General features: G+C 59.1%; 17 protein-coding genes. 4 read left to right on the forward strand and 13 right to left on the reverse strand.

The genetic code is table 11. The features are described 5' to 3' along the window. Nucleotides 1-9: 9 nt before the first annotated feature. Together mdtN and ABLV52_RS16335 are read right to left on the reverse strand one after the other, a co-directional pair. On the reverse strand, nt 10-1,035 hold the full coding sequence (gene mdtN / locus ABLV52_RS16330; protein ID WP_023290946.1) for a multidrug transporter subunit MdtN: 1,026 nt from the start codon (nt 1,033-1,035) through the stop codon (nt 10-12). 6 nt (nt 1,036-1,041) lie between these two features. Continuing rightward, complete coding sequence (locus ABLV52_RS16335; protein WP_032454006.1) at nt 1,042-1,314, reverse strand: YtcA family lipoprotein; 273 nt, start codon at nt 1,312-1,314, stop codon at nt 1,042-1,044. 224 nt (nt 1,315-1,538) lie between these two features. Between ABLV52_RS16335 and yjdI the strand changes: the two genes are divergently transcribed. Continuing rightward, nucleotides 1,539-1,769: a 4Fe-4S mono-cluster protein YjdI gene (gene yjdI / locus ABLV52_RS16340; RefSeq protein ID WP_004205354.1), complete on the forward strand. Its 231-nt coding sequence runs from the start codon at nt 1,539-1,541 to the stop codon at nt 1,767-1,769. A gap of 11 nt (nt 1,770-1,780) precedes the next feature. Continuing rightward, nucleotides 1,781-2,053, forward strand: coding sequence for a GNAT family N-acetyltransferase (locus ABLV52_RS16345; RefSeq protein WP_002916201.1), 273 nt, complete (start codon nt 1,781-1,783; stop codon nt 2,051-2,053). 268 nt (nt 2,054-2,321) lie between these two features. Here ABLV52_RS16345 and ABLV52_RS16350 read toward each other — a convergent pair whose 3' ends face one another. The 9 genes from ABLV52_RS16350 to fimB all read right to left on the reverse strand — a co-directional run bounded on the left by ABLV52_RS16350 (nt 2,322) and on the right by fimB (nt 11,047). Continuing rightward, nucleotides 2,322-3,227, reverse strand: coding sequence for a fimbrial protein (locus ABLV52_RS16350; protein ID WP_032429212.1), 906 nt, complete (start codon nt 3,225-3,227; stop codon nt 2,322-2,324). A gap of 17 nt (nt 3,228-3,244) precedes the next feature. Beyond that, on the reverse strand, nt 3,245-3,730 hold the full coding sequence (locus ABLV52_RS16355) for a fimbrial protein (protein ID WP_072199039.1): 486 nt from the start codon (nt 3,728-3,730) through the stop codon (nt 3,245-3,247). Nucleotides 3,731-3,757: 27 nt separating this feature from the next. Then, a complete protein-coding gene (locus ABLV52_RS16360) occupies nt 3,758-4,285 on the reverse strand; it encodes a fimbrial protein (RefSeq protein WP_048298230.1) in 528 nt (175 codons plus the stop codon). Between the two features lie 10 nt (nt 4,286-4,295). Further along, nucleotides 4,296-6,908 (reverse strand): fimbrial biogenesis usher protein, encoded by a 2,613-nt coding sequence (locus ABLV52_RS16365; RefSeq protein ID WP_348890614.1) that lies wholly within the window; start codon nt 6,906-6,908, stop codon nt 4,296-4,298. 81 nt (nt 6,909-6,989) lie between these two features. Further along, the gene (locus tag ABLV52_RS16370) at nt 6,990-7,664 is read right to left on the reverse strand and encodes a fimbria/pilus periplasmic chaperone (RefSeq protein ID WP_224359464.1); all 675 of its coding nucleotides are present in this window, start codon (nt 7,662-7,664) and stop codon (nt 6,990-6,992) included. 79 nt (nt 7,665-7,743) lie between these two features. Next, nucleotides 7,744-8,280, reverse strand: coding sequence for a fimbrial protein (locus ABLV52_RS16375; protein WP_012967260.1), 537 nt, complete (start codon nt 8,278-8,280; stop codon nt 7,744-7,746). A gap of 71 nt (nt 8,281-8,351) precedes the next feature. Continuing rightward, complete coding sequence (gene fimA, locus ABLV52_RS16380) at nt 8,352-8,900, reverse strand: type 1 fimbrial major subunit FimA (protein WP_004205364.1); 549 nt, start codon at nt 8,898-8,900, stop codon at nt 8,352-8,354. A gap of 479 nt (nt 8,901-9,379) precedes the next feature. Then, the gene (fimE, locus tag ABLV52_RS16385; RefSeq protein ID WP_032454002.1) at nt 9,380-9,988 is read right to left on the reverse strand and encodes a type 1 fimbria switch DNA invertase FimE; all 609 of its coding nucleotides are present in this window, start codon (nt 9,986-9,988) and stop codon (nt 9,380-9,382) included. A gap of 453 nt (nt 9,989-10,441) precedes the next feature. Then, complete coding sequence (gene fimB, locus ABLV52_RS16390; protein ID WP_348890615.1) at nt 10,442-11,047, reverse strand: type 1 fimbria switch DNA invertase FimB; 606 nt, start codon at nt 11,045-11,047, stop codon at nt 10,442-10,444. Between the two features lie 168 nt (nt 11,048-11,215). Between fimB and ABLV52_RS16395 the strand changes: the two genes are divergently transcribed. After that, nucleotides 11,216-11,476, forward strand: coding sequence for a hypothetical protein (locus ABLV52_RS16395; protein WP_032428979.1), 261 nt, complete (start codon nt 11,216-11,218; stop codon nt 11,474-11,476). Nucleotides 11,477-11,824: 348 nt separating this feature from the next. On the opposite strand, the gene ABLV52_RS16400 is transcribed toward ABLV52_RS16395, so the two are convergent. After that, nucleotides 11,825-12,070, reverse strand: a complete 246-nt coding sequence (locus ABLV52_RS16400) for a hypothetical protein (protein ID WP_023290936.1) — start codon at nt 12,068-12,070, stop codon at nt 11,825-11,827. A gap of 398 nt (nt 12,071-12,468) precedes the next feature. Between ABLV52_RS16400 and ABLV52_RS16405 the strand changes: the two genes are divergently transcribed. Next, nucleotides 12,469-13,425 carry a nickel/cobalt transporter gene (locus ABLV52_RS16405; RefSeq protein WP_044524643.1) on the forward strand — a complete coding sequence of 319 codons (957 nt, stop codon included), beginning with the start codon at nt 12,469-12,471 and terminating at the stop codon, nt 13,423-13,425. Here the strand turns inward: ABLV52_RS16405 and ABLV52_RS16410 are convergent. Further along, on the reverse strand, nt 13,422-13,928 hold the full coding sequence (locus tag ABLV52_RS16410; protein WP_023290934.1) for a MarR family transcriptional regulator: 507 nt from the start codon (nt 13,926-13,928) through the stop codon (nt 13,422-13,424). The two genes, ABLV52_RS16405 and ABLV52_RS16410, sit on opposite strands and share 4 nt — an antisense overlap. Nucleotides 13,929-13,991 lie beyond the last annotated feature (63 nt).

Raw genomic sequence — 13,991 nt, forward strand, 5'->3', positions numbered from 1 at the left:
GTCGCCCGGCTACGGCTGCAGCACGGCGCTGGCCGAGGCGCCCATGCGGAACAGAGCCGGATCGGGATCGCTGACGGCGATTTTCACCGGGAAGCGCTGCGAGACGTGGACCCAGTTAATGCTTTTCTGGATCAGCGGCAGGCCTTCGATGACGCTCCCGCCTTCGGGCAGGACCCCGGAGCCGACCGAATCCACCACCCCGTTAAAGGTCCGGTTGTGGTTGGTCATCACGGTGATCCGCGCCGCCACGCCGGGGCGCACGTTGTTCAGATCGGTCTCGCGGAAGTTCGCGATCACATACCAGCGGTCGTCATCCAGCAGGGTGAAGACCGGCTTCAGCGCCGAGGCGTACTGGCCGACGGTGGTTTTCAGCGCCACCACCACGCCGTTGAACGGCGCGCGCACTTCGGTAAATTCCAGATGCAGTTCGGCGAGGGCGATTTGCGCCAGGATCCCGGCGCGTTGCGCCACCATGGCATCTACGCCGGTCACGGCCGCTGAGGCCTGTCTGGCCTGCAGCAGCGTGGCTTCCAGCTCCGCCCGCGCCGCTTTCTCGGCGGTGCGCGCCTGATCGAGATCTTCCTGCGAGGCAAACCCCTGCGGCACCAGCGGTTCAAGGCGGATGCGCGTGGAGGTGGTCTGCTTGACCAGCGCTCTGGCGCGCTCGACGGCGGCCGCTACCGACTGGGCGTTATACTCCTGCGCTTTGATGGTGCGCTGGGTCAGCATAATCTGCGCGTCGAGGGTCGTCAGCCGGGCTTTCGCGTCATCGAGCATCGCCTGATAGGGACGGGGGTCGATGCGGAACAGCAGATCGCCTTTTTTCACCCGCTGGTTATCGCGGATGGGCATCTCCACGATGCGTCCGCTGACCTCGGGCACCACATCGATGGTATCGGCATAGACATAGGCGTCATTGGTCTCCGGCGACGTTTGCAACTGCCAGATAACCAGGATCAGCGCCAGGATGGCGGCGAGGACCAGCGCCAGCAGAGGCCATTTCTTGCGTAACAGGGGAGTGCGGGAAGTAGTCATAAGCGATCAGTGAACAAAAAACAGAAACCACAGCAGCGTGGCGAACAGGAACATCAGCGCGACATAGCTGAAGACCAGGGGAGAAAAGCGCGGCTGCCAGCCGTTACGGGTAATCAGGATATGGCAGGGGATGAGTAAAAACGCGCCGCCCAACAAGCAGAAAAACCAGCCGGGGAACGCGGCGCCCAATACCGGGATCGCTGGTGAGAGTGAGCAGCCGGTGAGCGGCAAGACGAGCAGTAGCCGCGCCGGGCGGGCTATGGTGGCAATATGATTCAATGGAACATCCCTGAGTGCTCTTACCAGTGTGTCATGAGTGTAATCGCCTCGTTGCGGGAATGAAAGTCAACCGTTCGTTGACTGCGGGATCCGTGCGCGCCGGAAGAGCGGGAGGATGCGCCAAATCCCTCTCCTGACGCCCATTACCGACTTGCGCATAGTCAGCCGTCACGGGGAGGACTATGCTTAGCCTGAAAGTCATAAAACAAGACCGAGGCAATGTCATGGATAAGGAATTACTGGAAGCCGGCTACCGGGCCTACACCGGGGAGAAAATCGACGTCTACTTTAATACGGCGATCTGTCAGCATTCCGGGAACTGCGTGCGCGGCAGCGCGAAGCTGTTCAATCTCAAGCGTAAGCCGTGGATCATCCCGGATGAAGTGGATGTCGCGACGGTGGTGAAGGTGATCGATACCTGCCCGAGCGGCGCCCTGCAATATCGTCATAAATAAGCGAGGAGAAGATGGAAATACTGGAAGGGCACAACAAATTTTATGTTAACGACGCGCAGGGTAACCAGGTCGCGGAGATTGTTTTTGTTCCCACCGGCGAACACCTCAGCATTATCGAACATACCGATGTCGATCCCAGCCTGAAAGGCCAGGGCGTGGGGAAACAGCTGGTGGCGAAGGTGGTGGAAAAAATGCGCCAGGAGCAGCGGAAGATTATTCCACTCTGCCCGTTTGCCAAACATGAATTCGATAACACCCGCGAATACGACGATATTCGCGCCTGACCTACCGGCACCGGTGTAAACCGGTGCGCTTTTCACTCGCCAGCGCATCCGCGTCATTAGTCCCTCATCGCTTCCCCCCATGCCTGTTCAAACGCCGACCGTAAGTTTGCTGATGAACGAGGCGGCTGCCTGTGTGGAAAGCGAGGGGCCATATGCGGGGGATATTCCACCCGCTTTTTTACCCCCGCCAGCCGCTTCGCCGCGTTCAGCATTCGCTGGTTCAACCCCCGGGCGGCCAGCGAGCTGGAAGAGAGGATGTCATCGGTCATCATTGATAGACAAAGGTAATGCCGATGATCGACTGCACATTACCGGCGGTGACCTGGCCTGTGGTCCTGGCGTAGGTCGCCGTCAGGCCGAGATTGACCGGCGAGGTTCCGACGGTGCCCAGCGAGACCGTGCTGTTCGCCGGCACGGCGCTGCCGTTGCGGGTAAGCTGGACGCCTATCCCCTGCGCCGGCGAGGCGGAGGCGGTGTTCGTGAAGATCGCGTGGGCGCTGTCCGCGGTGGCGCCGGAGAGGTAATACCCCAGCTGCTGGCTCTGCGCGCAGTGCACGGTGAGCGGCACGGCCATGGAGCCCGGGTAGTCGGGGAGAGTGACGGTGACATCGCGGGCAGAGACATCGCAGCCGCCGGTGGGGACCACCACGTCGTTATTGGCGTAGATGTTCCAGATGAACTGGAAGGAGTCGCTATTGTAGTTGTTGGTCTGATGCAGGATCAGCACCGCGATTAACGATCCTGCGGCGATCGCCACCCCGCCGGCGGTGCTGACCGGCGTCAGATACAGGACGGCGGGCCAGGGCTTATCGGTTCGTGAATCGTAAATCACCCGTGCCGTTTCCGTGGTGGTCGGGAAGGGGTAAGAGGTGCCGTTATATTTCACGGTGCCAGAGAAACTCGACAGCACGCCGCCATAGGCGGATCCGCGCTGCAGGGTCACGTAGTCAGTGATCGTTTCCGGATAATCGTTATGGCAAAAAATCTGCGTGGAGAGGTCGACCACCAGGTTTTGCCCGACGTTGACCGCCGGGGTCAGGTTAACGTAGACGTTGGCTGAGCCGCCGCCGATGGGGATCGTCGCGCCGGTGGCCGTTTTGCAGGCGAAGGACCAGGCGTTTATCGACCAGCCCAGCAGCAGCAGGGTGGTGAACAGGGGGATAATTTTTTTCATCATGATGCTCTCCTGGCTCAGGCGTAGGTATAGGTGACGTTAATCACCGCCTGAATGGTGCCTTGCGTGGCGCCGCCGTTGACCGACAGGGCCCTGACCTGCAGCGGGAAGCGGGCGGACTGGCTGGCCTCATCCACCTGTACCGACTGGCTGCTGCCGTTGTTCAGCGTGGCGCCGTCCTCGCTCTGCAGTTCGAGCTGAATATTGCCTGCCGTCCCCTGGTTTTTGTAATAGCCGGTGCTGTCCGCGGTCCCGCTGAAGGTGGCCTTCACCCGTGAGGTACCGACGGGGCAGTTGCTGAGATCCAGCGCCACGCTGTGCCAGGCCGATGCCGAGCCCGCGCCGATCAGGCTGAAGGTGTAAAGATCGCCCAGCTCGACGGTGGCATTGACGGTGGAGACCGTGCAGGGTCTGGCCACCACCTTCCCGTTGACGGTGAGGGTGACATCGGCCGCCCGCAGGGAAGGGCTCGCGGTTAACAGGCCGGCCAGCAGCCAGCCCACGTGGGTCCATTTCATTGCAGCCTCCGCTTACTGAAATTCCAGGGTGAATGTCGCTGTCGCATTGACATGCCCGGCGGTGACGGGCACCTGAGTGGCCATCAGACGGGCGTAAAAGTTCAGGATGTTGGTCTGGCCCGGCGTCAGCGTGGTCCAGGACATGGCTGACGACGGCGCATTGACCGGCAGCCGGGACTGCTGCTGATCGAGAATTTCCACCCCCATTCCCGCCGCCGCCGAGGCGCCGGCGTCGAGTTTTAACAGGCTGGTGTTGACGCTGTCCGCCACGCCGGTGAAGCCGACCTTCACCGCGGTGACGGAAGTGCCGCAGGGCGACAGCACGATACGGAACGGCACCGGCGGGGTCGTCGCCCCGACGGCGTAAAACTGTTTCGCGGCGTTGTCCTGCAAATCGACGGTGAACTCCTTCGACTCTCCGGCCACCGCGCAGGCGTTGTCGCGCACATAGCCGCTGATGGCGATCGTGCTGTCGGCAGCGAAGGCCAGCGGCGCGGCCAGCGTGAGCAGGGCGCCCAGCAGATACTGCGGTGTTCTCATCATCATCTCCTTAGCGACACGCGACGGACAGCTGGCTGAGCGCCTGCTGCCGGCTCTTCGGCGGCAGACGATAATCGGCCACGCACTGGGCGTCGGGGCCATCGCCCCATTTCACCCGCACCTTACCCGCCAGCGGCATCCCGCTGAGGTAGACCTGACCGTTATCCGCGACGATGCTGCCGCTCTGGTTGCTGTCGCTGGTGGCGAGGGCGCCAAACGGCACCGGTTTGCCGCGATGGGTCAGCGTCATCAGGATCTTCATTCCCACCTGGGCGTTAAAGCTGGCGCGGACGATCGCCCCATGGGTAGGCACCACGCTGACCACCGCATCGTCAAGGTCGACATTGTCCGCCAGGGTATTGGTGTCCAGCGCGACCCGGTTTTCGCGATACTCGGTGGCATACGGCAAGACGGCATATCCGCGCCAGTCGGTGCGTACCCCGGTCTGGTTTTCCACCTTCACGCCGCCGGCGCCGGGGGCTTTCACCAGCACCACGGTATCGTTCAGCGGCTGGCTCAAGGTGATGCCGTTGGCGTGCGCCAGCACGCCGCCGCTGACCCCGTAGTAGAGCTGTTTAAAGCCATCGCTGCGGCTGTAGCCGACGTTGGCGTTGCCGTAGCCGCCGCGGTAGTTGAGCGCGGTATAGCCGGTGCTCCCGTTGTCGCCGTTGCCGCCGCCGGCATAGCCGGTTTGCACGCTATAGCTGAGGTTGTTGTCTTCCAGCAGGGTGCCGTACAGGCCCGCCAGATTGGTCATGCGGCCATTGAGATCGTGCGACAGGCTGTAGCTGGCGCTGGCGTGCCGCCAGACCGAACGGCTATCGGAGCGCAGCCAGTGGCTGAAGGGGATATTGACGTTAACCGCCAGCATCTGATCGCGTCCCTGCTGCCAGGCGTTTTTCGTCAGGCTGTAGCTTAGCGACCAGTTGATATCGTCTACGGCGGCGTTGAGGCCGGCCTGCAGTTGCTCATCGGCATCGTCGGTGCCCCAGTAAGTCTGGTGGCTGCCACTCAGATAGAGGGTGGCGGTGCGCCCCAGCTGTTGGGTCACGCTCAGCTGCACCTTGCCGCGTTTGCTGTAAGCCAGATTGTAGTAGTCGGTAAATTTGGGTTTCACCTGGATAACCCCGTCCTGAGTTTCCACGCTGTAGCCGCTCATCCGGCGGTAGGTGGTATCGGCAAAGTTATAGTAGCCGCGGGTGGAGTAGCGGTAGCCCACCAGCTGCAGGTTGGTGCCGGTCTCGTCCAGTGACTTGTTATAGAGAAAACGCACCGACTGTCCCTGATGCTCGCTGTCGTCAGGCAGGGTGGCGTTGGCCTGGGTGATATCCAGCGACAAGGCGCCGAAATAGCCCATGTTTTTCCCCACCCCGAGGTTAAAGGCGCGATAGCGGTCCGCCAGCTGGGCGCCGCCGTACAGGGTCCAGCCGGCCGGCAGGCCATGCATGACCGTGCTTTGGAAAAAATCGGGCGTTTCCTGCTGGCTGTTGCCGCTGCGGTACTCCCCGGCGGAGAGGGCGAAGCGGGTATGGCCTTCGCGCTGCAGCACCGGCACCGTTGACCAGGGCACGCTGAAGACCTGGCGGGTGCCATCCGCTTCTTTAATGGTGACCTGCAGGTCGCCGCCGTTGCCCGCGGCGTAGAGATCGTCGATGGTAAACGGCCCCGGCGGTACCGTGCTCTGGTAGATTTCGTAGCCGTTTTGTTTGACTGACACCTGCGCGGTGCCGCGGGCGATCCCGTGGATCACCGGCGCGAAGCCTTTCTGGCTGTCCGGCAGCATATTGTCATCGGAGGCCAGCTGCGCGCCGCGGAAGTTGATCCCGTCGAAGACATCGCCGTTGGTGTAGCTATCCCCGAGGGTAAGCCGCGACCGCAGGGGAATGATGTCCCGCTCAAGCCAGCTGTTGACGTGCTGCCAGCGGTTCTCATTGGATGAGGCGCTGCCGCCGCTGCTGTAACTCCAGGTGCTGTTATCGCGCAGGCGCCAGGCGCCGAGGTTCAGCCCGCTCTGCAGATTCAGATAGGCGTAACGGCTGTTCCCCCCGGTGGCGTTATGAACGTTATTGCCGGTGAAGTTATAGTTAATCAGCCCGGCGGTGATGCCGTTATCCCATAGCTCCGGCGGAATATAGCCGCGGGCGTGGCTGCCCATAAACGCCTGGGGTACGGTGAGATACAGGCGCTGCTGGCCGACATCGAAGCGGGTGGTGGCTTCGCTGATGAGCGTCGTTAGCGGCACGCAGGCCTTACTGTCCAGGGCCGCCATGCCCGTCACCCGTCCGGTATCCACCCCCATGCTCGCCAGCTGGCCGCGGGTCAGACAGGGCGACAGGCCATGGCCCTGCGCATCGGCCTGGAAAGTAACGTCCCGGGTAGTCATATAGCCGTTATTGAGGTAAATATCGACGCGATAGGTGCCCGGCGGGACCTCCTGGCCTTTTTCAAATCCCGACAGGTCTGCCACCGCCGCCGGATCGTCAGCTAAAAAGCGGGGGTTAAAATAGAGGTCCGCCTGTGCGGCAAACGGCTGCGAGCAGAGCCACAGCGTCAGCGCCGGCGTAATCAGGCGCCGGGCGCTTGGGCGACCCCCATGGTCCAGTCCATATTTTCGATGTGACATAATCCCTCCGGTCCGACGTTGCCCGGCAGTCAGTGCTTCTGGTCATGCGCAGCGTGGCCCGCGCGGCGGGGCACACCAGAGTTAACGCAGTACGCCATTCATTTTCGGCGTCAGCGCGCCGTAATCGTTAATGGTGCGATAGGTGATGGTGCTGCCGGCATCCGCGGGCAGCTTGACGCTGGTTTTGCCCATCGGCGGCACCAGGGCGTTTTCCAGAATGCGCGTTCCGGCGTTCAGTTCGGTCACCGTCAGGTAATAGGGGGTGGGATTAGTCAGCGTTAGCGACGATCCGTTGCGGCTAAAGGTCAGCTTGTCCGGCGCCTGATCCGGGGGCAGGGCCAGTTTTGCCGGTCGGTAGTAGAGCTTGATGCGGCTGATAATCGCCAGCTGGAGGGTGTTGTCGCTGAGCTTCGATTTATCCATTGAAGGAATGGCCTTCACGTTCATCCAGAACAGGCTTTCCCGATCCTGCGGCAGCTGGTTATTGGTCGCGTCGATAATGCGCAGGGTGTTCTCTTTTTTGCCCTGCATGGCAAACAGGGGGGGAGTGATAACAAACCGGCCGTCTCGCTGCCCATCGGCATTTTCCACCCATGACTGAATAAGCCAGGTGCTGTTGTCGTCGTTATTGGTGACCGCCAGCTGGACCTGTTTCTGACCCGCCGGGTAGATGACCCGGGTCGCGCCCAGCGCGACGCCCGCGTGCGCGCTGGCGCTCAACGCGCTGGCGGCGAAAAGCGCACATCCCGTCAGTATGCCGCGTATCGTCGTTGCCGTTTTTCTCACATTATCTCCTTGCCTGCTCACGGTGTTGTCCTGCTGGTCTGCGGGTTGATTACTGATAGGTTAATGAGAACCAGGCCTGGGCGTTGGCCGCCCCGCCGGTGACCTGGCGTCCGGTCGCCCGATATTTGGCGACGAAATTTAGCGTCGTCGGTCCGCGGTAGAGCGGCACCCAGCGATCCGGTGGACGATTGAGGGGCAATTGCTGGCCCTGACTGTCGAACAGCGCAATGCCGATCCCGCTGGCGATCCCCGGGCCTTCGCCCACCGACAGCACATCGGGGTTTTTGCCGTCAGCCACGCCGTGAAATGCCACCCCGACATGCTGGCTGACCGCCGTACTGCAATCCTGTAAATGAATCGCGAAAGGGATCGGGTTGCTGTCTTCGCCCACGTCGTGAAATCGGTTACTGCTGATCTGTCCCAGATTGACCGTCATCTGCCGATCGCCGGCTTCAACGCGGCAGGAACTGGCCATGATCAGGCCCTGAAAGCGCATGCTCCCTCCCGGCAGCGTGACGTTCCACTGATTACCGGCCAGCGCCAGCGGAGGCAGCAGCAGTAGCAGACCCGATTTCATCCCCTGCATCGTTTCACCCCGGTTGCAAAATTAAGCGCGGGCCCTCCTGGCCCGGATGGCTTCCTTGCCTGATGGTTGCCTTACTCGTACTGCACTTTGAAGGTGGCGTCCGCGTTCGCGATACCGGCGGTCGCGGCGCCAGTGGCGTAGTAACGCGCCTGGAACGGAATGATGTTGGTGCCGTCATTCAGGGTGGTGGCTGCGCTGAAGGTGGCGCCGTCCAGCGCCAGCGGCGTGCCGGTGTTGTCGAGGATCTGCACGCCGACGTTGGTCGCGCTGCCGGCGGCAGAGTTTTGCAGCGCCAGAACGGTGGTATTGCTGCTGTCGATAGCCGTACCGGCGAAGGCGACGGACGCTTTGGTTGCTACCGTGGTGTCGCAATCATCCAGCTGAATGTTGAAACCGACGGACGAACTGGTGCTCCCCGCTGTGGCCAGCTTCGCGGAACGCACCTGGCCCAACTGGACGGTTTGATCGATAGAGCCGGCATCCACCGCACAGGCCGCGTTAACGACTTCCCCTTTAAAATGGACGGTCCCGCCGTTAACCGTGGTGGTATCGGCCAGGGCCGCCGCGGAGCTCAGAGACAGGGCTGACACAACAATCATTGCCAGTGTTTTGATTTTCATACTGTTTTCCTTTGAACGATGTCGAAATAACGAACCGGATTGGCAGCCGTTGTGCCTTCCAGGCATTTCAGATTTCAGCCGAGTGGTCCGGCTGCCGGCTCTGCACAGTTTTCGCCCAACCGATGAGACAATTGGGGCCATTTTGACTCGTTGAGATAAACGAACTGATTTCCGTTTAATTACGCTTGTTTTCTGGTGTTAAGTTCTGATAAATGTTGTTTATATGGATATTTCATCTGTGGTTGTTGGCGGAGTGCGAAAGGAAGAGCGATGCCGCTGGCGAAGGCGCGTCGATGCCCCGGGAGGTCAGGGTGAGAAAAGTGCGTAATTGATGTTTTAAAAATGATTTAAAATCAGATGATTATGAATTTTTTTGCAGAAATATGGCGTGGTGAGTTGCAAAATATGTCAAAACATTTTTATGATATAAACAGTTTGGCCCCAATTGACCTGTTCACGGTTTATTTTTTTAATTAAATTCAATCGGTTGTATCAATTCCCGCTTCCGCATTGTTTTCTCCAATAAGATTATTTCTTTCCCATATTCCGGCAAAACGCGCCGCATTGCTGGCGGTGTAGCGTACCGTGTGTCGAATATTACGATGACCGAGATAATCCTGGATCAAACGGGTATCTGTCCCTCTTTCCGCCAGTTCGTAGCCGCAGGCGTGACGCAGCATATGGGGGTGGGTCTGCGTTACGGTACCTGCCTTTTCCCCGGCGGCGCGAATAATACGATATGCCTGCTGGCGTGAGAGCGGGGTACCGCGACGGGAGATAAACAGCGCGTCGGTTTTGGCCGCCGCTTTCCAGCCGGCGCGGACCTGACTCCAGCGCTCAATGGCCTCACGTTCATCAAAGCGCAGCGGGTGAATAGTCGAAAAACCGTTCTTCAACCGCCGCACATTGACCCGGCCTTCCCGTAGATCCAGATCGTGATAGTGCAGATCCAGCAGTTCGCTGATGCGCATCCCGTGGCGAAAGGCGAGCAGGATGAGGCAGTAGTCCCGCTCGCCGGTGGCGCCCTGACGTGCGGCCTGCATCATAGCCTGAACTTCTTTGGCGGTAAGAAAACGACGTCGGTTCACAATAGTTGCTCCTGAAAAAGATGTGAGGGGTCGTCATGGCGAAACCATACGCCATGACGGAAAAGATCCGTAATGCGAGAACGGTACAAGGTGAAGGCGATTAACCACGCATAGATAGCATATTATATTTACAGCCAGTCAAAATATCGCCTGGCGATAATTCTTAATTTTAGAGATTTTAAGCAAGGTCACAATAGATCTGCTCGGGTTTCATAGCATGTGCATAAAATAAAAGGTTTTTTTTCAAACGATAGATTTTAAAAATAGCGGGATGGATTTTAGCCAACAATAAATAGTCACGGCAAAACCGGAATTTATGCAGGGTTAATTGAACGAGGTGACCGCAGGATTAAATAAGAACTTGCGGGAACAGTAATCATAATTAACCGAGGGTTAATTTATTGATATTTAATTTCCCCGCAACGCGGTACAACGCCATCCGTGGCGTCAGGCTTACTGAAGCATCGACAGGCGCTGTTTGTCGCGCGTATTGTCCCAGATACCATAGAAGCGTCCCGCGTTGCTGGCGGTATACCAGACGGTATGGCGAATATTGCGGTGTCCGAGATAGTCCTGGATCAGGCGGGTATCGATACCCATATTGGCCAACGCAAAGCCACACGAGTGACGCAGCATGTGCGGGTGGATCTCCAGCGGCAATCCCGCCTGGTCGCCAGAAGAGGCGATAATCTGATAGAACTGCTGGCGGGAAAGGGGATTGCCTTTGCGGGAGAGAAACAGCCACTCGCTGGCGGCCTGCGGCCAGGTGTTGCGAATGGCCAGCCAGCGCTTTAGGGCGTGGATCTCTTTATTCAGCAAAGGGTGGGTGGTCGAGAACCCCTTTTTTAGCCGATGGATATAAACGCAGCGGGAAGCAAGGTCGATATCGGATATTCGCAGGCGACAGATCTCGCTGGCGCGCAGACCATGGATGAAGCACAGCAGCGTCAGGCAATAATTACGTGCGGCGTAGGGACCGCTATCGGCGGCTTTTAGTAGCGACTCGATTTCATTCTGAGTCAGGAAGTTCCTTTTTTTAATATCGGCGTTATTCGTCATGGTGTTCCCTTTTATGGCAGGCAAATATTACGCTTTCCAGGCCTGCGTCAGGTCATTGTTAAATGCGACTGCCTTTTTATTTTTAAACAGCGTGCTGATAACGTTTTTATTTGCTACGGGTGCGCGCAGTATCATGGGCTATCGCCATCCCCTGCGATAAGACGCCGCATGCTGAAGGGTAAAGAAAGGGTTAGCTGGTTGAACTGGCGAATCTTTCCTGGAGGTTTCCACGTCCTGTACATCCCTGATCCTCTTGATGATGCCCACGTGATGATGAAGGCACTGGCTTCCGGCCACGGCAAGGCGGCCATCAATGCCGTCATGATTTATTTCCCGGCTGTCGGGGCGGCACGGCGTCAGCCAGCCGGCCGCCCGTATCTCAGCGACGGGAATGGCATGAGTAATTTCTCAGACAGAATACAACCTTGAACCGTCTGGATAGCATTCACTGCAAAACTACAACAGTGATTAAACCATACTGCAAAAAGCCTGGGGATAATAGCCATTGTCTCTGTAAGGGCACTTTACGTCTTATTTAAAGGGTTGAGCTTAATCTTAATAGTGCAGGGGTAGCAGCGGGCGGTAATCGGCGGTAGCGGTGATATCAGGCTGCGGGTATTAGTAGCCATGGACTGCGGACCGGTTGCGGGTAATATTCTGCAGCAAGCTAAGAATAAAGAGCAGGCAGGGCTGGACGCGACGGTCCGGCGTCACAGGCGGAGTGAAAGGCTCCGGTGGCAGAAGACCTCGATCTGACATTCGCCGGAGCAGGCTGACTTACCATTTTTCGTCGCGGGCTTCCTGACGACCTTCGCGGCGGTTTTCCCGCTTATCGTGACGGCAGCTGGCGTTGCTTTGATTGTTGTTGCTGACGCACTCTTGCTTGGTTTCACGGCCCTGCTCGCGGCTATCCTGGCGGATATCGCGGGCGTCCTGGCGCTGGTCGCTGCGCCAGGTCGCCTGCGCCGAAAGCGAGGGCGTCAGCAGCGCGACGCACGCCAGGGCGAGTAAGCATCTTTTCATCGGAGTGGTCCTGTTAATGCATGTATTAAATAAATAGCAGTTAATGAATATTCGTGCCTGATGCGCAGATGATAAAGTACATAAAGTGCCAGGATAGCGATAACTGATTTATTTTTATCGGTTTTTAGGCGTGTAACGACTGCTCTTATATGTTATTCAGGGGGCCAGCATTAAAAACAAACGTCTGTGGTATGCTGAAGAGAGTAAAGTGCTTTGTGCAAAGATAGGGCAGAGGGTAGGTACAGGAGCCCGCTGATGCTAATAATGCGGAGCCTTGTGACCTCGAGCATTGACGAGAAAAACGCCGACAAATCATCCATCCTTGAAAACAGGCACTATTGTTCGCCGGGCATGAGATTGTCGTCCGGTGGTTCATCTCTTTTCACCATGGCATAACGATGATGATTCCGATTGCGCAGCGCGACTGGCGCCTGCTGGTCGCCGGGAGCGGCGGCCTTCTTCTGCTGGCCGCCGGCGTCACCTTGCACAGCCACTGGAGCGACTTTCTCCAGTGGTGCCTCGCCACGCAAATTACCCTGCATCGCTATCTGGTGATGTACCTTTTGCTGTTGAACAACCATCAGTACAGCGGCGGCGTCTGGCTGCTGGTGGGCGCATTTCTTTACGGCGTGCTGCACGCTATCGGACCGGGCCACGGTAAGTTTATCGTCACCACTTACCTGAGCACCAACCAGGAGAGCCTGACCGCGGCGCGGGTGGTGCCTTTTCTCGGCAGCCTGCTGCAGGGCGTGAGCGCCATCCTGTTTGTCTATATTCTCGCGGTGGGGCTGAATCTGGCCGCCGGCGATCTCAGCGCCAGCCGCTGGTACGTCGAGAAGATCAGCGCCCTGACCATCGCCGCCTTTGGGGTTTACGTTATCTGTCGCGCGCTGCAAAGCCTGCGGCCGGGTAAAACAAGGATACGCGCCCTGAGGCCGGCGCATCAGCATGATGCCGCGTGCGGCTGCGGGCACCACGGCGTGGGGCAGGACCTGCAGGGCGCCGACTGGAAGACACGCCTGGGCGTGGTGCTGGCTATCGGCGCCCGGCCCTGCAGCGGAGCGATTATGATCCTGCTGTTCGCCAACGCGCTGGGGATCGTCAGCTGGGGCATCGCCGCGGTGATGACCATGGCGCTGGGCACCGCGCTCTCGATCCTCGGTCTGTCGCTGGCGGTGCACTATGCCCGTCACCGTACCGTCAACCGGCTGACGGCGACCAGCCGTCCGCGGCCCTGGCTGGTGCCGCTGGTGAAGATCCTCGGCGGGCTGGCGCTGATCCTCTTTGCCGCCGGGTTGTTTTTCACCGTGGTGCCGATCAGCGCTAACGGCGACTTTATCGCCGCGGGCTGTTAACGGCTTTCCAGCAGGCGCATCAATATCCGCAGCGCCTGATCCAGCTGCTGGCGCTCGCCATCGCTGAGCCCCGCCAGCAGCTGCCGTTCATTATCGACATGGGTCTCCACCGCCTCATCGATGCGCTCACGTCCGGCGGGCGTCAGGGCGACCAGCATACTGCGGGCGTCTTCCGGATTGGGCAGGCGGGTAATAAACCCGCGTTTCTCCAGCGCCTTCAGGCGATGGGTCATGGTGCCGGAAGTGATCATCAGCGTGGAGAAGAGCTGGGTCGGCGAAAGAATGAACGGCGCCCCGGCGCGGCGCAGCGTCGCCAGCATGTCAAACTCCCAGCGCACCAGTTCGTGGCGCGTAAAAGCGACTTCCACCTGCGGCTCCAGCAGCATGGCGCACCGTTTCAGACGGCCAATCGGCCCCATTGGGCTGCAGTCGAGATCCGGCCGCTCCCGTTGCCACTGGGCGAGAATCCGATCAACGGCGTCGATCGGCGGTGATTTGTCCATGAGTGCTCACTTGTCTTGATATCAAGATAATTGCGGGTACATACTTGAGGCACCAATTTAACT

The sequence above is a fragment of the Klebsiella sp. GB_Kp056 genome (assembly GCF_040064755.1).
GTDB classification, from domain to species: Bacteria; Pseudomonadota; Gammaproteobacteria; order Enterobacterales; family Enterobacteriaceae; genus Klebsiella; species Klebsiella quasipneumoniae.

What these genes read in the sequence shown, in the direction of transcription:
- ABLV52_RS16405 (WP_044524643.1), top strand. Translation starts at nt 12,469, where the DNA reads ATGATGATTCCGATTGCGCAGCGCGACTGGCGCCTGCTGGTCGCCGGG.
- mdtN (WP_023290946.1), bottom strand. Translation starts at nt 1,035, where the DNA reads ATGACTACTTCCCGCACTCCCCTGTTACGCAAGAAATGGCCTCTGCTG.
- ABLV52_RS16350 (WP_032429212.1), bottom strand. Translation starts at nt 3,227, where the DNA reads ATGAAAAAAATTATCCCCCTGTTCACCACCCTGCTGCTGCTGGGCTGG.
- yjdI (WP_004205354.1), top strand. Translation starts at nt 1,539, where the DNA reads ATGGATAAGGAATTACTGGAAGCCGGCTACCGGGCCTACACCGGGGAG.
- ABLV52_RS16375 (WP_012967260.1), bottom strand. Translation starts at nt 8,280, where the DNA reads ATGCAGGGGATGAAATCGGGTCTGCTACTGCTGCTGCCTCCGCTGGCG.
- ABLV52_RS16360 (WP_048298230.1), bottom strand. Translation starts at nt 4,285, where the DNA reads ATGAGAACACCGCAGTATCTGCTGGGCGCCCTGCTCACGCTGGCCGCG.
- ABLV52_RS16345 (WP_002916201.1), top strand. Translation starts at nt 1,781, where the DNA reads ATGGAAATACTGGAAGGGCACAACAAATTTTATGTTAACGACGCGCAG.
- ABLV52_RS16400 (WP_023290936.1), bottom strand. Translation starts at nt 12,070, where the DNA reads ATGAAAAGATGCTTACTCGCCCTGGCGTGCGTCGCGCTGCTGACGCCC.
- ABLV52_RS16395 (WP_032428979.1), top strand. Translation starts at nt 11,216, where the DNA reads ATGCTGAAGGGTAAAGAAAGGGTTAGCTGGTTGAACTGGCGAATCTTT.
- fimB (WP_348890615.1), bottom strand. Translation starts at nt 11,047, where the DNA reads ATGACGAATAACGCCGATATTAAAAAAAGGAACTTCCTGACTCAGAAT.
- fimA (WP_004205364.1), bottom strand. Translation starts at nt 8,900, where the DNA reads ATGAAAATCAAAACACTGGCAATGATTGTTGTGTCAGCCCTGTCTCTG.
- ABLV52_RS16365 (WP_348890614.1), bottom strand. Translation starts at nt 6,908, where the DNA reads ATGTCACATCGAAAATATGGACTGGACCATGGGGGTCGCCCAAGCGCC.
- ABLV52_RS16410 (WP_023290934.1), bottom strand. Translation starts at nt 13,928, where the DNA reads ATGGACAAATCACCGCCGATCGACGCCGTTGATCGGATTCTCGCCCAG.